At 54.3% G+C, this 22,823-nt stretch carries 18 protein-coding genes; 6 read left to right on the forward strand and 12 right to left on the reverse strand.

What is annotated here, in order from left to right:
• Positions 1-135: 135 nt before the first annotated feature.
• On the reverse strand, positions 136-2,781 hold the full coding sequence (gyrA, locus tag WG891_RS04890) for a DNA topoisomerase (ATP-hydrolyzing) subunit A (protein ID WP_337261740.1): 2,646 nt from the start codon (positions 2,779-2,781) through the stop codon (positions 136-138).
• A gap of 178 nt (positions 2,782-2,959) precedes the next feature.
• Here gyrA and ubiG point away from each other — a divergent pair, with 178 nt between their 5' ends.
• The 4 genes from ubiG (at position 2,960) to yfaE (ending at position 7,868) form a co-directional block, all read left to right on the forward strand.
• Complete coding sequence (gene ubiG / locus WG891_RS04895) at positions 2,960-3,685, forward strand: bifunctional 2-polyprenyl-6-hydroxyphenol methylase/3-demethylubiquinol 3-O-methyltransferase UbiG (protein WP_337261741.1); 726 nt, start codon at positions 2,960-2,962, stop codon at positions 3,683-3,685.
• A gap of 433 nt (positions 3,686-4,118) precedes the next feature.
• The gene (nrdA, locus tag WG891_RS04900; protein ID WP_076941548.1) at positions 4,119-6,407 is read left to right on the forward strand and encodes a class 1a ribonucleoside-diphosphate reductase subunit alpha; all 2,289 of its coding nucleotides are present in this window, start codon (positions 4,119-4,121) and stop codon (positions 6,405-6,407) included.
• 69 nt (positions 6,408-6,476) lie between these two features.
• A complete protein-coding gene (nrdB, locus tag WG891_RS04905) occupies positions 6,477-7,607 on the forward strand; it encodes a class Ia ribonucleoside-diphosphate reductase subunit beta (protein ID WP_076941549.1) in 1,131 nt (376 codons plus the stop codon).
• Positions 7,608-7,868, forward strand: coding sequence for a class I ribonucleotide reductase maintenance protein YfaE (gene yfaE / locus WG891_RS04910; RefSeq protein ID WP_076941550.1), 261 nt, complete (start codon positions 7,608-7,610; stop codon positions 7,866-7,868).
• A 69-nt stretch (positions 7,869-7,937) separates the two neighbouring features.
• Here the strand turns inward: yfaE and WG891_RS04915 are convergent, their stop codons facing one another.
• The gene (locus WG891_RS04915; protein ID WP_337261742.1) at positions 7,938-8,144 is read right to left on the reverse strand and encodes a Hok/Gef family protein; all 207 of its coding nucleotides are present in this window, start codon (positions 8,142-8,144) and stop codon (positions 7,938-7,940) included.
• Between the two features lie 167 nt (positions 8,145-8,311).
• The gene (locus WG891_RS04920) at positions 8,312-9,508 is read right to left on the reverse strand and encodes a nicotinamide mononucleotide deamidase-related protein YfaY (protein ID WP_337261743.1); all 1,197 of its coding nucleotides are present in this window, start codon (positions 9,506-9,508) and stop codon (positions 8,312-8,314) included.
• Between the two features lie 293 nt (positions 9,509-9,801).
• Between WG891_RS04920 and tyrP the strand changes: the two genes are divergently transcribed.
• Entirely contained in the window at positions 9,802-11,010 is a 1,209-nt protein-coding gene (tyrP, locus tag WG891_RS04925; protein WP_443006025.1) for a tyrosine transporter TyrP, read from the forward strand.
• Positions 11,011-11,046: 36 nt separating this feature from the next.
• Here tyrP and WG891_RS04930 read toward each other — a convergent pair whose 3' ends face one another.
• Positions 11,047-11,589, reverse strand: a complete 543-nt coding sequence (locus WG891_RS04930) for a YfaZ family outer membrane protein (RefSeq protein ID WP_337261744.1) — start codon at positions 11,587-11,589, stop codon at positions 11,047-11,049.
• Positions 11,590-11,916: 327 nt separating this feature from the next.
• Here WG891_RS04930 and katA point away from each other — a divergent pair, with 327 nt between their 5' ends.
• On the forward strand, positions 11,917-13,353 hold the full coding sequence (katA, locus tag WG891_RS04935; RefSeq protein WP_337261745.1) for a catalase KatA: 1,437 nt from the start codon (positions 11,917-11,919) through the stop codon (positions 13,351-13,353).
• 65 nt (positions 13,354-13,418) lie between these two features.
• Here katA and WG891_RS04940 read toward each other — a convergent pair whose 3' ends face one another.
• The 8 genes from WG891_RS04940 to menF form a co-directional block, all read right to left on the reverse strand.
• Complete coding sequence (locus WG891_RS04940; RefSeq protein WP_337261746.1) at positions 13,419-14,087, reverse strand: DUF4276 family protein; 669 nt, start codon at positions 14,085-14,087, stop codon at positions 13,419-13,421.
• Positions 14,077-15,369 carry an AAA family ATPase gene (locus WG891_RS04945; RefSeq protein ID WP_337261747.1) on the reverse strand — a complete coding sequence of 431 codons (1,293 nt, stop codon included), beginning with the start codon at positions 15,367-15,369 and terminating at the stop codon, positions 14,077-14,079. The genes WG891_RS04940 and WG891_RS04945 overlap by 11 nt, the downstream gene beginning before the upstream one ends.
• 76 nt (positions 15,370-15,445) lie before the next feature.
• Positions 15,446-16,831: an o-succinylbenzoate--CoA ligase gene (menE, locus tag WG891_RS04950; protein ID WP_337261748.1), complete on the reverse strand. Its 1,386-nt coding sequence runs from the start codon at positions 16,829-16,831 to the stop codon at positions 15,446-15,448.
• Positions 16,819-17,802, reverse strand: a complete 984-nt coding sequence (menC, locus tag WG891_RS04955) for an o-succinylbenzoate synthase (protein WP_337261749.1) — start codon at positions 17,800-17,802, stop codon at positions 16,819-16,821. Before menC ends, menE begins: the two co-directional genes overlap by 13 nt.
• Positions 17,802-18,659, reverse strand: coding sequence for a 1,4-dihydroxy-2-naphthoyl-CoA synthase (gene menB / locus WG891_RS04960; RefSeq protein WP_076941558.1), 858 nt, complete (start codon positions 18,657-18,659; stop codon positions 17,802-17,804). Before menB ends, menC begins: the two co-directional genes overlap by 1 nt.
• A complete protein-coding gene (menH, locus tag WG891_RS04965) occupies positions 18,643-19,431 on the reverse strand; it encodes a 2-succinyl-6-hydroxy-2,4-cyclohexadiene-1-carboxylate synthase (protein ID WP_076941559.1) in 789 nt (262 codons plus the stop codon). Before menH ends, menB begins: the two co-directional genes overlap by 17 nt.
• Positions 19,431-21,104 (reverse strand): 2-succinyl-5-enolpyruvyl-6-hydroxy-3-cyclohexene-1-carboxylic-acid synthase, encoded by a 1,674-nt coding sequence (gene menD / locus WG891_RS04970; RefSeq protein WP_337261750.1) that lies wholly within the window; start codon positions 21,102-21,104, stop codon positions 19,431-19,433. The genes menH and menD overlap by 1 nt, the downstream gene beginning before the upstream one ends.
• A gap of 185 nt (positions 21,105-21,289) precedes the next feature.
• Entirely contained in the window at positions 21,290-22,582 is a 1,293-nt protein-coding gene (menF, locus tag WG891_RS04975; protein ID WP_337261751.1) for an isochorismate synthase MenF, read from the reverse strand.
• Positions 22,583-22,823 lie beyond the last annotated feature (241 nt).

Consider the following 22,823-nt stretch of genomic DNA (forward strand, 5'->3'; position numbering starts at 1 on the left):
GCCGGGAGCTGCCCCCATGCAACTTGAAGTATGATGAGTATATCGGGCAATTAAACCATATAACTGAAAAAGGGCCTAGCATCGCTGCCAAGCCCTTTGCTTCACCACGGATAACTGCGTTATCCAAGGTAATCTTTACGCGTCTTCGTCATCCAGGTCGTCAGGCGCGATGTCGTCACCCTCATCAAGCGGCGTACTCTCTTCTTCCGCTTCTGCCACACCCGGTTCGAGGCTGTCGAGTTCTTCATCCTCAACCGGTTCGGCAACGCGCTGCAGGCCAACAACGTTCTCGTCTTCAGCAGTGCGGATCAGCGTTACACCCTGGGTATTACGGCCAACCACGCTGACTTCGGCGACACGGGTACGCACTAAGGTACCGGCATCGGTGATCATCATGATCTGGTCGGTGGTTTCTACCTGTACCGCACCCACAACCGAACCATTACGCTCACTCACCTTGATTGAGATAACCCCTTGAGTCGCACGCGACTTGGTAGGATATTCCGTCACCGCAGTACGCTTGCCGTAACCATTCTGGGTCACCGTCAGGATATCACCTTCACCGCGTGGGATAATCAGCGAAACCACGCTGCTGCCTTCGCCAAGGTTGATACCACGAACACCGGTGGCCGTACGGCCCATCGAGCGAACCTGCCCTTCAGGGAAACGCACCACTTTACCGTTAGAGGAGAACAGCATCACTTCGTTGCTGCCATCGGTCAGATCCACACCGATCAGTTCGTCACCCTCGTTGAGGTTTACGGCAATGATGCCCGCACTGCGCGGACGGCTGAATTCGACCAGAGCAGTTTTCTTCACGGTGCCACTGGCGGTGGCCATAAACACATGGCGCCCTTCTTCGTATTCGCGTACCGGCAGGATCGCGGTGATACGTTCGTTGGCTTCCAGCGGCAGCAGGTTGACGATTGGACGGCCACGTGCACCGCGGCTGGCTTCCGGCAATTGATACACCTTCATCCAGTACAAGCGGCCACGGCTGGAGAAGCACAGGATCGTATCGTGGGTGTTCGCCACCAGCAGACGATCGATAAAGTCTTCTTCTTTAATACGGGCGGCAGACTTGCCTTTACCACCACGACGCTGTGCTTCATAGTCGCTCAGCGGCTGATATTTCACATAGCCCTGATGCGACAGCGTGACCACCACATCTTCCTGATTGATCAGATCTTCGATGTTAATGTCAGAAGTGTTAGCCGTGATTTCGGTACGGCGATTATCACCAAACTGATCGCGAACCGCTTCCAGCTCTTCGCGGATCACTTCCATCAGACGATCTGGGTTTTCCAGAATAAAGATCAGCTCAGCGATGACGTTCAGCAGTTCTTTATATTCGTCCAGCAGCTTCTCGTGCTCCAGGCCGGTCAGTTTCTGCAGGCGCAGATCCAGAATCGCCTGAGCCTGCTGCTCGGTCAGGTAATATTTGCCATCACGGATACCGAACTCCGGCTCCAACCATTCTGGCCGCGCGGCATCACCACCGGCACGTTCCAGCATGGCTGCCACGTTACCCAAGTCCCAAGCCTGCGCAACCAGCGCAACTTTCGCTTCGGCCGGGGTTGGCGCACGGCGGATCAGTTCGATAATCGGATCGATGTTGGCTAAAGCAATCGCCAAGGCTTCCAGGATGTGTGCACGATCGCGGGCTTTACGCAGTTCGAAGATGGTACGGCGGGTGACCACTTCGCGGCGATGGCGAACAAACGCCTTCAGAATATCCTTCAGGTTCAGCAACTTCGGCTGGCCCTGATGCAGCGCCACCATGTTGATACCAAAGGTCACCTGGAGCTGGGTCAGTGAATACAGGTTGTTGAGCACCACTTCACCCACCGCGTCGCGTTTGACTTCGATCACGATGCGCATCCCGTCTTTATCAGACTCGTCACGCAGCGCGCTGATGCCTTCAACACGTTTCTCTTTCACCAGCTCGGCGATCTTCTCGATCAGGCGCGCTTTGTTCACCTGATACGGGATTTCATGCACGATGATGGTTTCACGGCCGGTTTTGCCGTCGGTTTCCACTTCTGCACGGGCGCGGATATACACTTTGCCACGGCCGGTACGGTAGGCCTCTTCGATACCACGGCGACCATTGATGATCGCCGCCGTCGGGAAGTCCGGGCCAGGAATGTGCTCCATCAGGCCTTCGATGCTGATGTTTTCATCATCGATATAGGCCAGACAGCCACTGATAACTTCAGACAGGTTATGCGGCGGAATGTTGGTGGCCATCCCCACGGCGATACCGGATGAACCGTTCACCAGCAGGTTTGGGATCTTGGTCGGCATCACCGCTGGGATCTGCTCGGTACCGTCGTAGTTAGGCACAAAGTCGACGGTTTCTTTTTCCAGATCCGCCAGCAGTTCGTGAGCAATTTTCGACATGCGCACTTCGGTGTAACGCATTGCCGCGGCGGAGTCGCCATCAACAGAACCGAAGTTACCCTGGCCGTCTACCAGCATGTAGCGCAGCGAAAACGGTTGGGCCATACGGACAATGGTGTCATAAACCGCGCTGTCACCGTGCGGGTGGTATTTACCGATGACGTCCCCGACGACACGGGCCGATTTCTTGTAGGGTTTATTCCAGTCGTTACCCAATACATTCATCGCGTACAGAACGCGGCGGTGTACCGGCTTCAGTCCATCACGAACATCTGGCAGCGCACGCCCGACAATAACGGACATCGCATAATCCAGATACGAGCTTTTCAGCTCTTCTTCGATATTTACCGGTGTGATTTCTCTGGCAAGGTCGCTCATGGAGCTGCTATCCCTCATACTGAATGATTCATCTGCCCTGGCATAGTGCCAAAGGGGTAAAACTATATCACAAAGCGCGCTTTACGGGAAAATATACCCGGCAACTTCGCGTTATTGGGGCTACTGCGCCGGAACATGTATAATCCGCTCAATGGAAAACAAGGAGCTAATAACGCCCATGAATGCAGAATCATCCCGCCACGTGCAGAACGTTGATCACCAAGAGATCGCCAAGTTTGAGGCCGTGGCCTCACGCTGGTGGGATCTGGAGGGTGAGTTCAAACCGCTGCACCGAATCAACCCGCTGCGCCTGAATTATATCATGCAACATGCAGATGGCATTTTTGCCAAGAAGGTGCTCGACGTCGGCTGCGGCGGCGGTATTCTGGCAGAAAGCATGGCGCGAGAAGGCGCAGAGGTCACCGGGTTGGATATGGGGGCCGAACCGCTGCAGGTGGCGCGTCTGCATGCGCTGGAAAGCGGTATGGATGTGACCTATGTTCAGGAAACGGTAGAAAATCATGCCCAGGCTCATCCTCAGCAGTATGACATCGTCACCTGTATGGAACTGCTTGAACACGTCCCCGACCCTGCTTCGGTAGTGCGTGCCTGCGCTCATTTGGTGAAGCCCGGTGGCCACGTGTTCTTCTCCACCATCAACCGCAATACCAAATCCTGGCTGATGGCGGTGATCGGAGCAGAGTACGTGCTCAAGATGGTGCCGCAGGGTACGCACGACCATAAAAAGTTCATTCGCCCCTCTGAACTGATTGGCTGGGTAGACGGCACACCACTCCGTGAAAAACACATCATTGGCTTGCATTACAACCCGATAACCGATCATTTCAAGCTTGGCCGCAATGTTGATGTGAACTATATGGTTCATACCCAGCACGAAGGCTAACGCTGCCATACCGCTTCGGAGCTGGCTTTGCTGGCTCCGTAACGCGTTGGATTTAAGAAAAATACCCCTTTTACCGGCTTTCGATCAAAAAATGCGGCGTAAGCAGTTTTTAAGAATATTAAATCAGATCAATATGCCGTTTTTTTCTAACGTTTAATAAAGCGGCAAACGATCCAAATTTTCTAGATTTTCGCAAAATCTTATCCCGCTTATTGACAAGCTTGTCGTGCCAGTCACAGTGCGCACTGGGAACGGGCGGCAAGATTTCACCCCCAAGTTATCCACAAAATCGGGCGATTTTGTTCACTTGCAAACGCCCTGCTTTCTCACTATCTTGTTACCTCATCGACACCCACCCCCTATATGTAGTGTTTACATACTGAGCAGAGCGACTACACTTCTTGCTTAAGGGGAATCATACGGACAGGTAAAAATGAACCAAAGTCTACTTGTAACTAAACGCGATGGCCGTAAAGAGCGCATCAACCTCGACAAAATCCACCGGGTCATCGATTGGGCCGCAGAAGGTTTACATAACGTCTCGGTCTCTCAAGTAGAGTTACGTTCACACATTCAGTTCTACGACGGCATCAAAACCGCCGATATCCATGAAACCATCATCAAAGCTGCCGCCGATCTGATCTCCCGCGATGCGCCGGACTATCAATATCTGGCTGCTCGCTTAGCCATTTTCCACCTGCGTAAAAAAGCCTACGGCCAGTTTGAGCCGCCAAAGCTGCACGCTCACGTGGTGCGCATGGTAGAGATGGGCAAGTACGATAGACATCTGCTGGAAGACTACACGGCTGAAGAGTTCGAGCAGATGGACTCCTTTATCGATCACTGGCGCGATATGAATTTCTCCTACGCGGCAGTCAAGCAGTTGGAAGGGAAGTATCTGGTGCAAAACCGCGTCAGCGGCGAGATCTACGAGAGCGCACAGTTCCTGTATATCCTGGTCGCTGCCTGCCTGTTCTCCGGCTACCCGCGCACCACCCGTCTGGATTACGTCAAACGTTTCTATGACGCGATTTCTACCTTCAAAATTTCTTTGCCTACGCCAATCATGTCTGGCGTGCGCACCCCTACCCGTCAGTTCAGCTCCTGCGTGCTGATCGAATGTGGTGATAGCCTGGACTCCATCAACGCCACCTCCAGCGCCATTGTGAAATACGTTTCACAGCGTGCGGGGATCGGTATCAACGCTGGCCGCATCCGTGCGCTAGGCAGCCCGATCCGCGGCGGTGAAGCCTTCCATACCGGCTGTATTCCGTTCTACAAGCATTTCCAGACTGCCGTGAAATCCTGCTCTCAGGGTGGCGTACGCGGCGGTGCCGCCACGCTGTTCTACCCGATGTGGCATCTGGAAGTCGAAAGCCTGCTGGTGCTGAAAAACAACCGTGGCGTTGAAGGTAACCGCGTGCGCCACATGGACTACGGCGTGCAGCTCAACCGCCTGATGTATCAGCGCCTGATCAAGAACGAAGATATCACCCTGTTCAGCCCGTCTGACGTTCCTGGGCTGTACGACGCCTTCTTCGCCGATCAGGACGAATTTGAGCGTTTGTATACCCAATATGAGCAAGATGACAGCATTCGCCAGAAGCGGGTGAAAGCGGTAGAGCTGTTCTCGCTGATGATGCAGGAACGCGCCTCAACCGGCCGTATCTACATCCAGAACGTCGATCACTGCAACACCCACAGCCCGTTTGATCCGCAAGTTGCGCCAGTACGCCAGTCCAATCTGTGCCTGGAGATCGCTCTGCCGACCAAGCCACTGGATGATGTAAACGACGAAAATGGTGAGATCGCGCTGTGTACGCTGTCGGCCTTTAACCTGGGTGCTATCGATAGCCTGGACGATTTAGAAGAGCTGGCGACGCTGGCCGTGCGCTCGCTCGACGCGCTGCTGGACTACCAGGACTACCCCATCAAAGCCGCTTACCGTGGTGCGATGGGCCGCCGTACCCTGGGCATTGGCGTGATCAACTACGCTTACTATCTGGCGAAGAACGGCGTGCGTTACTCCGATGGCAGTGCCAACAACCTGACCCACCGGACCTTTGAAGCTATTCAGTACTACCTGCTGAAAGCGTCGAACCGTCTGGCTCAGGAGCAAGGGGCTTGCCCGTGGTTCAATGAAACCACCTACTCGCAGGGCATCCTGCCGATCGACACTTACAAGAAAGACCTGGATGTTATCTGTAGCGAACCGCTGCATTACGACTGGGAAACTCTGCGTCAGGAGATTAAAGAAACCGGCCTGCGCAACTCAACGCTGTCTGCGCTGATGCCGTCGGAAACCTCTTCACAGATTTCCAACGCGACCAACGGCATTGAGCCACCACGTGGCCATGTCAGCATCAAAGCCTCGAAAGACGGCATTCTGCGTCAGGTGGTGCCTGAGTATGAACGTCTGAAAGACAACTACGAACTGCTGTGGGAAATGCCGAATAACGACGGTTACCTGCAACTGGTTGGTCTGATGCAGAAGTTTATCGATCAGTCGATCTCTGCCAACACCAACTATGACCCGACCCGTTTCCCAGGTGGTAAGGTTCCGATGAAGCAGTTGCTGAAGGACCTGCTCACCACCTACAAGTTCGGCGTGAAGACGCTGTATTATCAGAACACCCGTGACGGTGCAGACGATATCCAGGAAGACATGCAGCCAGCCAAAGGCGGCGATGACGACTGTGAAAGCGGCGCCTGCAAGATCTAACGTTCAACGCAGCGGGCCAGAGTTCTTCTGGCCCCTTTAATTCAGCACTGCACTAATGGATTCAAGCTTATGGCTTACACCACTTTTTCTCAGAACAAAAACAACCAGTTGCTTGAGCCGATGTTCTTCGGCCAGTCAGTCAACGTGGCACGCTTTGACCAGCAGAAACACGAAATCTTCGAAAAGCTGATTGAAAAGCAACTCTCTTTCTTCTGGCGCCCGGAAGAAGTTGACGTCTCGCGTGACCGCATCGATTATCAGGCGCTGCCGGAGCATGAAAAACACATCTTCATCAGCAACCTGAAATATCAGACGCTGCTGGACTCCATCCAGGGCCGTAGCCCGAACGTGGCACTGTTACCGCTGATCTCAATCCCGGAACTGGAAACCTGGGTGGAAACCTGGTCATTCTCTGAGACCATTCACTCCCGTTCTTACACCCATATCATTCGCAACATCGTTAACGATCCGGCACTGGTGTTTGACGATATCGTTACCAACGAAGAGATCAAAAAGCGTGCGAAAGATATTTCCGGCTATTACGACGATCTGATCGAAATGACCAGCTACTACCACCTGTTAGGTGAAGGCACGCATCAGGTCAACGGAAAAACCGTTATCGTCAATCTGCGCGCGATAAAAAAGCAGCTGTATCTGTGCCTGATGAGCGTTAACGCGCTGGAAGCCATCCGTTTCTATGTCAGCTTCGCCTGTTCATTCGCGTTTGCTGAACGTGAATTGATGGAAGGCAACGCCAAAATCATCAAACTGATCGCCCGCGATGAAGCTCTGCACCTGACCGGTACTCAGCACATCATCAACCTGATGCGCTCGGGTGCGGATGACCCCGAGATGGCCGAGATCGCCGCAGAATGCCAGCAGGAATGTTATGATCTGTTCGTCCTGGCCGCACAGCAGGAGAAAGAGTGGGCTGAATACCTGTTCCGCGATGGTTCTATGATTGGTCTGAATAAAGATATTCTGTGCCAATATGTCGAATACATCACCAATATCCGTATGCAGGCGGTCGGCCTGGGCCTGCCGTTCCAGACGCGCTCTAACCCCATTCCGTGGATCAATGCCTGGTTGGTTTCGGATAACGTTCAAGTGGCTCCGCAAGAAGTGGAAGTCAGCTCCTATCTGGTGGGCCAGATTGACTCGGAAGTCAATGCTGACGACCTGAGCGACTTCGAGCTGTAAGTGGCTGCGCCAACCGTGACGCTGCGTGCCACCGGTACGCAGCTCTCCTGCCCTGAAGGCGAAAACTGCCTGCTCGACGTGCTAGAACTGCACGACGTCGCGGTGGAATATCAGTGCCGTTCAGGCTATTGCGGTGCCTGCCGCATGAAGTTGCTGAAAGGTAAAGTGGCCTATCGTCAACAGCCGCTGGCGTTTATCAACGAAGGTGAGATCCTGCCCTGCTGCTGCATGCCGTTGATCGATATTGAGCTGGAAATATAAAGTCGGGTGCCTGAAACCCACGCCAGGATACCAGAAGGCGGGGTTTCCCCCCGCCCAATGATTACCACTTCACATACAGGTTAACGACATTAGGATAGTGATATCCTTCTGGTAGATTGCCAACCCGCAAAACCGGTCTTTAATCATCCAAATAGATGCCAAAATCGTTATACATACAACCGTTAACGCATATAGCGCATGTTTTTTATACATGGCTTGCCTCCTTGCTGTGAAGGGGCTACCATACCGGTGTCTAGGCGGTATGTGCAGCCCCATTCTGATTGAGAGTCAGTCTGGGGCTTTCATCTATCCGCCTTATCACACAATGCCCAAGACGAACAGTCTCAAGCACCCGCAAAGAGTGTAACAGCATAATCCCACGCCGAATATCCCCTATAATATTATGATTAATAAGGGATATATCACCGTGCTGAAGGCATGAATTACTCAATGATTTCCACAATTTCCAGCCAGCTATTTTTGCCACACACTTTTTCGCCATTCAACCAACGGCGCAGCATATCTAACGCCAACATCGCCACCGATTCCTGACGCAACCGCAGACCATGGCGTGTTGCACGATAGCTCACCGTCTGGCCAACACCGCCCTTCGGCGTATGCAGGGCCACACTGACACGATCGCCCTCCATTGCGCTGACCGCCAACGCCAATGGCGAACCTGTCAGTTGGGCCAAAGAATGCGCACGCGCCAACACCGTTTCCAGCGTCTCGCAGCAGTGCGCGGGCAGCAATTCCCCCCCTGCCAGCGGTGCCGCTGCGTTCTGTAACTGCAGATTGATTAAACCCGCGGTAAATTGTTCACTCAGGGCTAATTTCAACCCTTGCCGCTGCAGGCGTTCTGCTAACGATGCGGGTAACCCTGCCGTGCCTTCAAAAATCTTGTTGTCCCCCGCCACTTCACGTACCCGCTCCCACGCCTGTTCCATCGCGCTCTGCTGGGCACGTGGGCCTGTCAGCTTCAATTCAATAATCGGGCTGGAAGAACGATACCCCAACACCACGCCGGGGGGTAATACCATCCCGTCCAACTCAGCGGCCAAGTCGCTCTCCGAGGTACCAAACGTCGTTAAACGCAGGCACAGCGGGGGTTCCGGCAGCGTCAAATGCTGGCGCAAGCGCGGCAGAATCTGTTCTTCGACCATCACTTTGAATTCAGAAGGCACGCCAGGGGTGAAAAACATCCGGCATTTATTGAGCGTTAACGCAAAACCACAGGCGGTACCTACGCGGTTATCCAGCATTTCAGCATTCGCCGGGATTTGCGCCTGTTTACGGTTGGACGCCGCCATCGGGCGGCCACGTTCCGCGAAGAAAGCCTCCATACGGGCAATCCATTCAGGATGCTCCACCAAACCCACACCACAGGCCTTGGCCGCTGCCAACGCGCTGAGATCGTCACTGGTTGGCCCCAAGCCCCCGTTAACGATCAGCACATCGTCGATGTGGCTGCGTTCCTGTAATATTTCCACCAGCGAGGAAAGGCTATCCCCTACCGTTTCGCGCCCGCTCATCGGTAAACCCTGTTGGAACAGATAGTCCGCCAGCCAGGCAGCATTGGTATCGATAATTTGCCCATGCAGCACCTCATCACCGGTGCTAAGCATCTCCACCCTTAACATTGGTCTCTCCTGCATTTTTGATCCATCCATTATTCACAGCCGCTTTCTGGCCGCGATCAACAACGCTGCAACTTGCAAGATGAAGGGTATACAGAAGCCTGTAAACAACTTTTCACCCTGTGTTAAACGATATTCTTTATCTAACACACTTTTACTGATTGCTGCAAAAACGTAAACTTATCTATACACATTGCGTAACGCCGGTTTGACACGAAATGAGCAATCCACTATTCTGCCACACCAAAAATAAGTTACCTATAATCTCCCCAAATCACCGATTAGTAGAGAAAAACGTGAAAAATCGCACTCTGGGCAGTGTTTTTATCGTAGCGGGTACCACCATTGGTGCCGGAATGCTGGCTATGCCGCTGGCGGCGGCAGGCGTTGGTTTTGGTGTTACCCTCGCCCTGCTGGTGGGGCTATGGTTACTGATGTGTTATACCGCTCTGCTGCTGGTGGAGGTTTATCAGCATGAACAGGCAGACAGCGGCCTTGCCACGCTGGCCCGGCGCTATCTGGGCGGCGGCGGACAATGGCTGACCAGTTTCAGTATGATGTTCCTGATGTACGCACTGACGGCGGCCTATATCAGCGGAGCCGGTGAACTGCTGGCGGTCAGTATTAGCCAATGGATTGCGCAGGATTTCCCTATCTCGCTCGGCGTACTGCTGTTCACGCTGGTCGCAGGCGGCGTGGTCTGTATTGGCACTCACTCGGTCGATCTGTTCAACCGCATTCTGTTTAGCGCCAAAATCATTTTTCTGATCGTCATGCTCGGCCTGATGATGCCGCACATCCATCAAACCAACCTGATGACGTTGCCATTGCAGCAGGGGCTGGCGCTGTCCGCTATTCCGGTGATTTTCACTTCGTTTGGTTTTCACGGCAGCGTGCCCAGCATCGTCAACTACATGGGTGGCAACATCCGTAAGCTGCGCTGGGTTTTCATCATCGGCAGCGCCATTCCGCTGGTTGCCTATATCTTCTGGCAGTTGGCAACGCTGGGCAGCATCAGTTCCGATACCTTTGTGGGCATTCTTGCACAGCAGGCCGGGTTGAACGGTTTATTGCAGGCGGTGCGCGGTGTGGTTGCCTCCCCTCATGTCGAACTGGCGGTGCACCTGTTTGCCGATCTGGCGCTGGCAACCTCATTCCTTGGGGTTTCACTCGGGTTGTTTGATTTTCTGGCCGACCTGTTCAAACGCCAAGACAACCTGCGCGGCCGCTTGCAGACCGGAGCTATTACGTTTCTGCCACCGCTGGCATTTGCCTTGTTCTATCCACGGGGTTTTGTCCTGGCATTAGGGTTTGCCGCCATTGCGCTTTCGATACTGGCGCTGTTACTACCTTCCCTATTAGTGTGGCGAACACGTCAGCAGCATCAAGCCAATTATCGTGTCTGGGGCGGTACACCGGCACTGGCGCTGGTGTTTGCCTGTGGGATCACGGTGATCGTGATTCAGATTAGCATCGCCAGCGGTATGTTACCGGCGGTCGGATAACGGCATGGGGGCATAATGCCCCCATCATAGGCAGGATCAGAAGCTCAGACCGGCACCGATATAAAGACCATCTGCCACCGTGTTATCACGATGCCCCTCTTTACCTTCAATGTTGACATAGCGGTAGCCCGCATTAACGCTGAACGGGCTGAAAACGTTCCAGCGTAGGCCACCGTTGACTTCGCTATACGCCTTAACGCCGCTGGTCAGCGCTTCTGGGGCAAAATAGCCCTCACCGTACAGGCTGAAATAACGGTTGATAGGCCACTGCAGGCCACCGCCCACAGCAAGCGCCGCGCCGCTCTTGCCATCATTCGGGCTGAGGTAAAGCGCCTTACCGCCCACGCTTGCCATCATCGGGCCGACCGGCAGACTGAATCCCAGCCCCAGGCTACCGACGTTGCCGTCATGATCGCTGCGTAACCAATTACCGCTCACTGCCAAACCGGAAGTTGACGTCCCCATGCCAACGCCCAGATTCGTATAATGTTGCCCTGCCTCACCCTGCATGCTGATAGCATTAGCCGAACCCGTCACAAACAGCCAACCGGCTGCACACGCGACTAACGTTTTCTTCATTATCTTTTCCTTTCATGCTTCATCATCAGAAAGTGATGATGTCTTACCCCGAAAATAGTGCGGTGATGAGTGTAACCGAATCATCACGCTACCGGCGGGAATTTAAAGCAATAATTCTCTAATTTTTCAATAAATTGTAAAAAAGTGAAAATCAGCCATCACCGTATCGCAACGATAACCGGTACCTATTTGCCCCTGCCTGAGAATAGGACTACAACTAGTAGTGCCATTGATATAAGCCGGCAACCTAAGGCTTTTCATTAATTACGGTTATGCCCCCCCAAGCATAGGCAATCAAATTAACTGCGAAACAGTAAGGAGCAATTGATGAGCAAGAAAGGATTAACCACTGCAGCTGGTGCGCCGGTTGTTGATAATAATAATGTTATCACCGCCGGAAAACGCGGCCCGATGCTGCTGCAAGACGTATGGTTCCTGGAAAAACTGGCTCACTTTGACCGCGAAGTGATCCCAGAACGCCGCATGCATGCCAAAGGTTCTGGCGCATATGGCACCTTTACGGTGACGCACGACATTACCCAATACACCCGCGCCAAGATCTTCTCCTATATTGGCAAAAAAACCGATCTGTTCGTCCGCTTCTCCACCGTTGCCGGTGAGCGCGGTGCAGCGGATGCCGAGCGTGATATCCGCGGTTTTGCGATGAAGTTTTACACCGAGGAAGGCAATTGGGATCTGGTGGGCAACGATACCCCGGTCTTTTATCTGCGCGATCCGCTGAAATTCCCCGATCTCAATCATGTGGTTAAACGCGATCCGCACACCAATCTACGCAACCCGATCTATAAATGGGATTTCTTCTCGCACCTGCCGGAAGCCCTGCACCAGTTGACCATCGATTTTAGCGATCGTGGCCTGCCAAAATCTTACCGCCATATGCACGGCTTTGGCAGCCATACGTTCAGTTTTATCAATGCCAATAACGAGCGCTTTTGGGTGAAATTCCACTTCCGCTGCGAACAAGGCATCGAAAACCTGATGGACGATGAAGCAGAAGCGATCATCGCGAAAGATCGTGAAAGCTCACAGCGCGATCTGTTTGACGCGATCAACCAGGGCAATTTCCCGCGCTGGAAGCTGCAAGTCCAGATCATGCCGGAACACGAAGCGGCGCAAATCCCGTATAACCCGTTTGACCTGACCAAAGTCTGGCCACACGGCGACTACCCGCTGATCGATGTCGGCTTCTTTGAACTGAACCGTAACCCGGACAACTACTTCTCTGAAGTGGAGCAAGTGGCGATGAACCCGGCCAACGTGGTGCCAGGTATCGGTTTCTCGCCGGACAGAATGCTGCAGGGGCGTTTGTTCTCTTATGGCGATGCGCATCGCTACCGCCTGGGGGTCAACCATCACCAGATCCCGGTCAACGGTGCAAAATGCCCGTTCCACAACTATCACCGCGATGGGGCGATGCGCGTGGACGGCAACAGCGGCAATGGTGTGACCTATGAGCCAAACAGCTTTGGCATGTTCCAGGAGCAACCGGATTTCAGCGAGCCGCCATTGAGCCTCGAAGGTGCGGCGGATCACTGGAACCACCGCGAAGACGACGATTACTACAGCCAGCCACGGGCGCTGTTCAATCTGCTGAGTGCCGAAGAGCATCAGCGTATGTTCACACGCATTGCCGGTGAACTGTCGCAGGTACCGGAGCAGATCCAACGCCGTCAGGTTGAGCTGTTCACCAAGGTGCACCCGGATTACGGTGCCGGTGTCGCCAAAGCACTGGGTTTGAAATAGAACTAGTAAGATATTTAACCAATGGAGTTACGTCGGTTCGTAGCTCCATTGGCGTTCTATACCAATCAAGCAGTAGCATTAGTCAATTCGCGTAGTTTATCGCAAAAATATGCAAAGCTTGGAGATACGTTATTGCTGATATCCATGTGTGGACTGATTTTTTCAGCCCATTGTGATTTTTCAGTACCCACGGCCTGCCACCCTCTTGTGGAAAGTAAAGATGCTCCCCCATGATAGAGAGCATCGGCCAAACACTCCCATGTACCACAGATGGAATCATTCACATAAGCACGTAAAACAGCATCTTTAGCTTTAGGATATGCAGCTTTAATTGCGGAAATATCCCCCAAAAACCAAGCTTCGCCCTCTTCAATGGCGATACAAAAACGCGTTTCTGGTTTCGGATTGCAAGAGTCAAGTAGATTGCACAATTCCTGGCGAAAGGTTTTCAGGCATTTGTCATCAAGATCACAGACCACTATCACTGCTGCTTGAAAATTGACAAAAGACTTCCCATATCCACTCAAAAGCCGAGGTAACTGGTTGAGCAAAATACGTTTGCTAGCATCCCCTGTTGCTGTAAGGTTCTTGGGAATACGTCCCACTCCTTTATAGGAGTGGACAATAAATGTATGGACGGTAGTGTCAATAATCTTTGGGAGCAGAATATCAAGCATTTTTTTACCTGATTGATCTTCAACCAATATCTCAAAGTGCATCCATTCATCTCCCATCCAGATAATCGCTATACCACAACCCACCCAAAGGTAACCCTTCAGCGACCATATTCATTACTAATGTATCGTCACTTGCCCTACGAATAGCCGAGTAACCATCACTCCCTTTTTCCAAGATCCAGACTTCTGCAGGTTCCAATGCATCAACTAGATAAGGTTGATGGGTTGTGATAAAGACCTGAGAGCCACCTTTTCGGCCCGTCGCATGTTCACGAAACTCCCTAGCCAAAGATTCAAGTAGTTTATGATATAAACCGTTTTCCGGTTCTTCGATACATAGAAATGGTGGGGGAGTTGGGTCTGCCAGTAACAGAAGGTAAGCAAAAACCTTTAATGTACCATCAGACATCTGCTGTGAATAAAATGGATCTTGGAAACCTTTGTCATTAAAGCGCAATAGTAATCGGCCATCATTGGTTCTTTCAGTATCAATCCTATCGATTCCCGGTATTTTATCAGCAATTTCATTTAAAATAGTCTGAAAACGTTTCGGGTGTTCACGTTCCATAAATTGCACGACATTACCAAGATTATCACCATGGATATTGAGGTGTTTTTGCGGACCTGCCAGCGGCAAACTCCGAGCAGCATCAGGAGTAAAGTAGCTGAGATACCACCCTTCTATAAACCGACGAAATGCAGAAATACGTGGATGCTGCTTCAATGATCCAAGAGTGGCAATACCAAGCTTGCGAATATCTTCTAATTCGACAACTTCGGTTTCCTTGGATTCTTCTTCAGTTTCACTTGATTTAATGGATTCAATCAGACCAATCAGATCAAATACTCCCTGATCCTCATCTATCTGACGCCCCTCCTGTTCCCCTTTCCATACAACACCTTTACCACGATCCAATACAAGAAATGAAAACGGCCAACCGTGCTTTTGCCCCTTACGTCTCTGCCTAAGGCGTTCTTTCAATACAAATGGGCGGCCAGAATCATCGATATCTATGGCAATTTCATAGGTAATAGGCCGAGCATTACCGTCCTCTTTGTAGTAGATCTCAAATTCAACTGCACCAATTTGCCCTTGTGATCTAATTCTTGCAAATCCGCCTCTACCGCGAGCATCACAAGCCTCTTCAGCCCCTAGCTTTAGTGCATCGGCCAAAAAACCAAAAGCATCAAATAAAGTACTTTTCCCAACACCGTTTTTACCGATAACTGCCGTCATTGCTTCGAGAGGTTTAGCTCGTTGCTGATTCCACAAACGGCCAAGTGTAATATCCTTCAGTGCTCTGAAGTTTTTTATACGAAAACCTTCTATTTTTGCCATTGTTTGCCCCTCATTCCTACGAACATCGGTAATATCACATGCTTTTACTTAGTGTATAGATATTTCAGCATTATGCTCAACAAGCCTGCAACTGCCCAGCAACCCACTGCCGCAGGCGACGGCGTGAGATCTTGATACCGCCGGTTTTCAGCGCGTCAGGCAAAGCAAATAGCGCGATAGGCCGCTGGAAATTCGCCAGCTTGCCGTCCGCCCATGCCAGCAAAGCCTCCAACGTCAACGCGCCCTCGCAGTCGATCACCGCCGCTGGCCGCTGACCAAATTCAGGATCGTCAACCGGCACGATAAACACCTGCAGGATCTGCGGATGCGCCGCCAGCACGCGCTCGACATCTTCGGGTTGCACCCCTTCGCCACCGCTGAAGAACAGATTATCCAGCCGCCCGATAATCCGCAGCTCACACTGCTCCATCGCACCGCGATCGCGCGTGTGGAACCAGCCCTGCTCATCAGCGATCGGCAATAGCGCCCCCTGATGCCAATACCCCAGAGCCAGGCTTGGCGAACGGATCCATACTTCCTGATCCACCAGCCGTATCTCACGGCCATGCAGCGGCAAGCCCACGCCCGGCCGTTCATCGGCACGCTTGGCGCACACCGTGGAGGCCAACTCGGTCAAACCGTAACCACACCAGCAGCGGATCCCCATCGCTTCAGCCTGCTGGGTGAGCGAAACCGGGATCATCGCCCCGCCGAGCAGCACCTCTTTCAACGCATGTTCAGTCATCGGCTCGGACAATAAACGCCACAACTGGGTCGGCACCAATGAGGCATGAGTGCACCCGGCCAGCGCGTCGGCCAACGGCTGCATGTCACGCACCACCAACTGCGCCCCCACCGCCAGCCAGCGCCAGACAATCCCTTGCCCAGAAACATGGAACAGCGGCAGAGAAAGTAACCAGCAATCCTGCGGCTGAAAATCCATCAGATGCAACACCCCTTCGGCACTGGCAAGGTGCCCGGCATAGCTGTGGGCTGCCGCTTTTGGCAGGCCGCTGGAACCGGAAGTCAGCGTCAAGGTTGCCAGACGTTGTGCATCCCACGGCAGGCATTGCAGCTGACATTCTGCCACCGCCGGGGGCGATAGACGGATAATGGCAGAAGATAACTCAGGCAATTCATCGGGGCTAAAAGCAAAAGCAATGTCCAGATCCGGCAGCAACGCTGCCAGCATCGAGGCAGGCAACGCCGGGTTGATCGGCAGCAAACGTGCTCCGCACTGCAGCAGCGCCAAGTAAGCCAACAGCAACGGATAACTGTTTTTACCGCACAGCGCTACGCCACTGCCTGGCAACACCCCTTGATGCTGAAAATCCGCTGCCAACTGTTCAACCTGCCGTTGCAGCTCCAACCAACTTATCGGCTGATGTTCAACAATCACCGCGGTAGCCTGCGGGCGCTGCGCCGCCCAATGGCACCACGGCCAGTCGTTTAGCTGTGCCATACGCACTCCAACGCATCCGTATCCAGCAACGGCAGCGTGCTTTCCGGCCAACCGCGCAGCAATTGCGCCTGCATCAGGTTCAAGGTATCCAGCCCCGGCACGGTATCCGGCGTCAGCCAGTGGGCAATACGCGCCAACTGCGTCAACCCCAGGCTGGATTCAATGCTGGAACTGATCACTGCCACCAGCCCGGCCTGATGCGCCTGTTCGACCAGTTCACGGCAGCGCTGCAGGCTCCCCACAAGAGTTGGTTTGATCACGATGGCGGCTACGCCCGGCTCGGCCTGCACCACAAAATCCGCTTCACGCACGCTCTCGTCCCAGGCGATAGCGATACCGGTCGCCTGCGCAAAATCCCGTGACTCCTCACGGGTTTTGCAAGGTTCTTCCAGAAACGCGATGCGATCGCGCCAGGCCGGGTTGACATACTTGGCAAAGCCGTCGGCTTTGGCGCGCGTCCAGCTACGGTTGGCGTCCAGCCGCAGTTGGAGATCCGGCAAGGCTTCCAACAGCACGTTGACCACCATGCCATCGCGCACTGCCTCATACAGGCCCACTTTTACCTTGGCCACTTTCTCGCCCGGCAAAGCATTCAACACGTCAAACAGCTCGTCGGGATCGCCGGTACAAAGCGGAGCCTTGCGATAGTCAGCCTGCTGCGGCAACTGCCCTGCTAATTCAGCCAACGCGCAGCTGGTGCCAAAAGCCACCGAAGGCAGTTCGTTAGCAGCCCTGTTCTCACCCGCAACCCACGCCTGCAGCCACCCCAAGGTGGCCTGCTGCGCCTGCTCAAGCGTTTCCTGGCTGAACTCCGGCAGTGGTGCGATCTCTCCCCAGCCCTGCTGTTCCCCCTGTTGCAGATGGATCAGCAAACCATCACGGGTTTTTAAGCGCTGATGACGCAGCACTACGCCCGCCTCCATCGGCACACAGTAACGATAAAGCGTTGCGTTACGGGTTAGCGCGGTCATTACGGATTACGCTTGAATTTGCTGAAGTCTGGCTGGCGTTTTTCATTAAATGCGTTGCGCCCCTCCTGGCCTTCGTCGGTCATATAAAACAGCATGGTGGCGTTACCCGCCAGTTCCTGTAACCCGGCCTGGCCGTCACAGTCGGCATTCAGTGCCGCCTTCAGGCAGCGCAGGGCCATCGGGCTGTTTTGCAGCATCTCACGGCACCAACGCACGGTTTCTTTTTCCAGATCCGCCAGTGGCACCACGGTATTGACCAGGCCCATATCCAAGGCGGCTGCGGCGTCGTACTGGCGGCACAGGAACCAGATCTCACGGGCTTTTTTCTGGCCGACGATGCGCGCCATATAAGAAGCCCCCCAGCCACCGTCAAAGGAACCGACCTTCGGCCCGGTCTGGCCGAAGATGGCATTATCGGCGGCAATGGTCAGATCGCACATCATATGCAGCACGTGGCCGCCGCCAATTGAATAGCCAGCCACCATCGCCACCACCGGCTTCGGGCAGGTGCGGATCTGGCGCTGGAAGTCCAGCACGTTCAGGTGATGCACGCCGCTGTCGTCACGATAGCCGCCGTAGTCGCCGCGCACTTTCTGATCGCCACCGGAACAGAAGGCTTTATCACCGGCACCGGTAAGAATGATAGTGCCAATCCCATCGTCATAACGCGCGTTCGCCAGCGCGTCGATCATCTCTTTCACCGTATGCGGGCGGAAAGCGTTACGCACCTGTGGGCGGTTGATGGTGATTTTGGCAATGCCGTCACTGGACTTGTGGTACAGGATGTCCTCGAAATCGCCGGAGCAATCCTGCCAATCAATGGCGGCATACAGTTGTTCTTCATTGGGATACAGCATATTCGGTTCCTTCATTGGCAAGAAATTCATGTAACGCGGCAGCGAAATCCGCCGGGTTCGCTAAATGTGCATTATGTCCGGCCTGTGGCACGGTACGCAGCGGCAGGCCGGCCTCACGCGCCAGCATTTGAAATTTGTGATCATCAACGCCGCATAGCACTCGCATCGGCAACGTCAAACGTTGTAATTGTGGCACCAGCCACGGCTGCCGCCCGAGCGATGTGGCCTCCAGCATGTCGGCCACTGCCGCACCAACATTGGCTGAACGGGCTGCGATCAGCGCTTCACGGTGTACCGCGCTCAGATCGTCAAATATCGGTTGCTGATACCAATCCAGCAGCACCTGGGCGATCGGTTCCGAGCGGAAACGGCGGGCCCAGTTGGCATCATGCGCCCGCCGCTGGGCACGCAGCTCTTCACTTTCCAGCCCAGGGTTGCCGCCTTCGATCACTATCCCTTGCAGCCCCTGGTGTTCACCGTAGCAAGCGTGATACATGGCAATCCGGCCACCGAGCGAATAGCCCACCAGCCAGTAACGGGTAATCTGGTGCTGCTGCAGCGTGGCGGTGATTTGCTGACTGATATCGGCAAAATCCTTGCAGGGTTGAGCGGCAGAATCACCATGGCCGGGCAGATCGATCGCCAGCGAGGACCACGGCTCAAAACGTGAGGCGATAACCCGCCACTCATTATTGTTGCCCAGCAGGCCATGCAACCAGACCAACCACGGGCGATGACTCTCGCCCCGTTGTAAAACACGTGAAGCCAGCATCAGTTCACCGCCCTGTGTTGTACCAGATGTTGTAACGTCTCTGCGCCATCGCTCGGTGGCACCTGCAGTTCAATTAATGTCGCCCCGTTGTGGTGCCAGCCTTGCGCCACCGCCTGTTGCAACTGTGCCCAATTCTCCGGGCAGGCGTAATGAAGCTGGAACATCGCCGCCGCATGGCTGAAATCCACGTTCTGCGGCATGCAGTAAAAACGCTGACGCTCCAGTTCCGGCGTGGGTAACAACGAGAAGATCTGGCCGCCGTTATTATTCACCACGATCAGCACCGTCGGTGCCGAGCAGTGGCGCAGCAACGCCAGCGCATTCAGGTCATATAAGGCAGAAAGATCGCCGACTACCGCCAGCGTCGGTTTAGCAGTGGCTCGCTGCACGCCCGCGGCGGTGGAAATCAACCCATCAATACCGCTCGCCCCGCGATTGCTGAACACCGGATAACCGGCCGGTAGCTGCGCCAGCGCGTCGATCAAGCGCACAATCAGGCTATTGCCAAGAAACAGCTGGCCGTTTTCCGGCAATAATTCCGGCAATCGGTGAGCCAATTGCGCCTCGCCGAAACGGTCATCCAAATACTCAGACGCGCTGTCAAAAGCCTCTTGTGCCAGTAGTGCCAGGTCTGCGGCCCACGGAGTAACGTTTTGTGCCGGGTGCAGATCGAGCCACTCGCCTACGCTGGCGCGAATACGACGGCCACGATGGTGCGCCGGATCGAGCCGCCCCGGCAGGGAATCAATCAGCCAATATTCCTCTGGCTGGCAATGCTCCTGCCATTGCAACAGACGTTTGCCGGTCAGGCTGCTGCCAAACTGCACCACCAGTTGCGCCTTTTCCAGCAGTTGACGCGCCTGCGGCTGCGCCAGCCACAGGTCGGCACAGGGCAGCGGTTGGCCGGTTTGTGAAAGTACGTCACCAATCAATGGCCACCCTAACATAGCGGCCCATTCGGCTAACTGAACCCCCTCTTCAGCACTGATTCGCCCGGCAAGCACCACACCAGGCTTTTGCCGCCAGGAGCCCCAATCCGGCTGTTGCCATACCTGACGCGCATCTTCTTCTCGCAACCAAGGCTGGCTGCTTTGCCACCAATCCCCCAACGCCGCCGACCATTCGGCATACTGTTGTTCATCGCCACCGTACAGCGGTTCGGCAAACGGGCAGTTGATATGCAACGCGCCATGCAGCAGACGCGCCATGGCGCTGTCGAGGGTGGAAACCAGCCAACGGGCGGGAATATCCGGGCTGGGGCGGGGCAAATCAATACTCAGCGTTGGGTGGCTGGCATAGAGGCCTTGCTGGCGAATCGCCTGATTAGCGCCACAGTCAATCAACTCAGGTGGCCGATCGGCGGTGAGAAACACCAGCCGTTCACCAGTCAGCCCAGCTTCAATCAGCGAAGGATAGAGATTGGCCGCCGCGGTGCCAGAAGTGACGATCACCGCCACCGGTTCACGCGTGGCTTTTGCCAGACCAAGCGCCAAATGGCCCAGCCCGCGCTCATCAAAATGGGTATGGCAGGTAAAAGAGCGGTGCGCAGCGGCGGCCAGCGTTAATGGCGTGGAGCGCGATCCCGGAGCGATACAGACATGCCGCACCCCATGGCGGGCTAACGCTTCCAGCAGCAAAGCCGCCCACCGGCGATTAAAAACACTTGTCGACATAATTCGCTCACGAGTCAGTAAACAGAGGTTATGCACTGAGGATAACTAATAAGAAGTATCGCTCTAGGGACCATAACTCTGAATTATATAAGCAATCATCTTTGCGGCTTTTGCGCTGGCGCAAAAACGCCATCATTCACGGCGGCGGGCTTACCTGGCACAAATCAATTCCGATGGAGGAAAGCTCAAAAGCCGCCTTCAGGCTGCAGAAGCGTCCGCAAGCCGGCCACTTTATTTTCGATTTCCTGCCATTCCTGCGCCGGATCCGAACCGCTGACAATCCCGGCACCGGCATACAGTTGCACCTGCGCCCCGTCGATCTGGGTAGATCGCAATGCCACGCAAAACTCGGATTGCGCAATAGAGAGATAACCGGCCGATCCGGCGTACCAATGGCGAGAAAAAGGCTCATGCTGGCGGATAAAGTCACGCGCAGCCTGGCGTGGCAACCCGGCCACCGCAGCGGTCGGCTGCAGCCTTTGCAGGCAGTCGGCGTCGTCACCACGGTTCAGTTGCCCTTCAATCTGCCGCCGCAGGTGTTGCACCTTGCGCAAACGCACCACTTCGGGGGGCAGAACGTCTACCGCACTGGCACCACCTTGCAGACGCTGGCAGATATCATCAACCACCAGCAGGTTTTCCTGCCGGTTCTTGGCATCCTGCAGCAACCATTGCGCCAACGCGCGCGCCTGCCGCTCATCCGTGTGACTGGCAACGGTACCCGCCAATGCTTCAGTCAGCAGGTGCTGCCCTTCGCGCAGATATAACCTTTCCGGGCTGGAGCCTAGAAACGCCGAGTGCGCATCGAAACGCATCATAAAATGGTAACAGCGATGGTTAACCTTGCGGCTGGCGGCCATCAGCGCAGGCGCAAACAGCGGGTTTGCCAGCGTCAGCAACGTGCTGCGCGCCAATACCACTTTATCCAGTTGTTGATTTTCGATCGCCTCCAGCGCGTCATGCAACATCGCATCCCAGGCTGGGCGCTCAGGCTGGTGCAGCACCGATTTTACCTTTACCTGCAGTGCCGCGATCGGTTTCGCTACCCGCAGTTCATCAAGCCAACGGCCTGCGGTTACGGCGTCTTCACGCAGTGAAGATTCAGAGAACAGATTCAGCGTCAGTTGCCCCTTGCCGCTGCGGCTCAGGATCTCCACACGTGGCAACAGCAGCAATGCACTGTCATCGAAAGCGTTAAGCCCCCAAAGGCGGGCACAAGGATAGGCATGCAAAAACGCCTGCGCCTGCAAAGGGTGCGAAAACTGCCTGACCGCACCGCATACCGCAGCCTCTTGCTGTGCTTCGCGGTGGCGCCAGTAAAACTGCGGAAACTGCGTCTGTGCTGCCAGCCATTCCAGCAACATAGCGGCCAGACGATCGGGAATCGGTAATGTTATCTGCCGCATTCCGGCTGCAGAGGGAAAATCCTGCTCAAGCTGCTGGCGTAACTGCCGCAACAATCCCGAAAGTTGTTCCACTGCTACCTCATTAACCAAACTCACCGTGGGGAATTATACGGTAAATCAAAACGGGCGGGCGGAAAAATACCTTCAGCTTGTTGGCATATCAGTCAGTTGCTTATTGATTAACCGTGATGAGTGATTTTCAAACGGCAGGCAAGGGGCAATCAAAGGTAAAGCAGCAGGTAATGGGGTAATGCTTGCCAGTTAAGGCTAATCAATTCCCTCTCTCATAGGGAGAACAGCTGTGTTTAAAGTC

The organism is Serratia sp. MMO-28 (assembly GCF_037199905.1).
Classification (GTDB): domain Bacteria; phylum Pseudomonadota; class Gammaproteobacteria; order Enterobacterales; family Enterobacteriaceae; genus Chania; species Chania oryzae.

Bases quoted from the DNA above. Each gene is read 5' to 3' on its own strand.
- menB (WP_076941558.1), bottom strand. From the start codon at position 18,659: ATGCTGTATCCCAATGAAGAACAACTGTATGCCGCCATTGATTGGCAG.
- WG891_RS04915 (WP_337261742.1), bottom strand. From the start codon at position 8,144: ATGGGGCTGCACATACCGCCTAGACACCGGTATGGTAGCCCCTTCACA.
- WG891_RS04945 (WP_337261747.1), bottom strand. From the start codon at position 15,369: ATGGCAAAAATAGAAGGTTTTCGTATAAAAAACTTCAGAGCACTGAAG.
- menH (WP_076941559.1), bottom strand. From the start codon at position 19,431: ATGCTGGCTTCACGTGTTTTACAACGGGGCGAGAGTCATCGCCCGTGG.
- nrdA (WP_076941548.1), top strand. From the start codon at position 4,119: ATGAACCAAAGTCTACTTGTAACTAAACGCGATGGCCGTAAAGAGCGC.
- WG891_RS04920 (WP_337261743.1), bottom strand. From the start codon at position 9,508: ATGTTAAGGGTGGAGATGCTTAGCACCGGTGATGAGGTGCTGCATGGG.
- menE (WP_337261748.1), bottom strand. From the start codon at position 16,831: ATGGCACAGCTAAACGACTGGCCGTGGTGCCATTGGGCGGCGCAGCGC.
- menC (WP_337261749.1), bottom strand. From the start codon at position 17,802: ATGACCGCGCTAACCCGTAACGCAACGCTTTATCGTTACTGTGTGCCG.
- katA (WP_337261745.1), top strand. From the start codon at position 11,917: ATGAGCAAGAAAGGATTAACCACTGCAGCTGGTGCGCCGGTTGTTGAT.
- gyrA (WP_337261740.1), bottom strand. From the start codon at position 2,781: ATGAGCGACCTTGCCAGAGAAATCACACCGGTAAATATCGAAGAAGAG.
- WG891_RS04940 (WP_337261746.1), bottom strand. From the start codon at position 14,087: ATGGGAGATGAATGGATGCACTTTGAGATATTGGTTGAAGATCAATCA.
- menD (WP_337261750.1), bottom strand. From the start codon at position 21,104: ATGTCGACAAGTGTTTTTAATCGCCGGTGGGCGGCTTTGCTGCTGGAA.
- ubiG (WP_337261741.1), top strand. From the start codon at position 2,960: ATGAATGCAGAATCATCCCGCCACGTGCAGAACGTTGATCACCAAGAG.
- nrdB (WP_076941549.1), top strand. From the start codon at position 6,477: ATGGCTTACACCACTTTTTCTCAGAACAAAAACAACCAGTTGCTTGAG.
- WG891_RS04930 (WP_337261744.1), bottom strand. From the start codon at position 11,589: ATGAAGAAAACGTTAGTCGCGTGTGCAGCCGGTTGGCTGTTTGTGACG.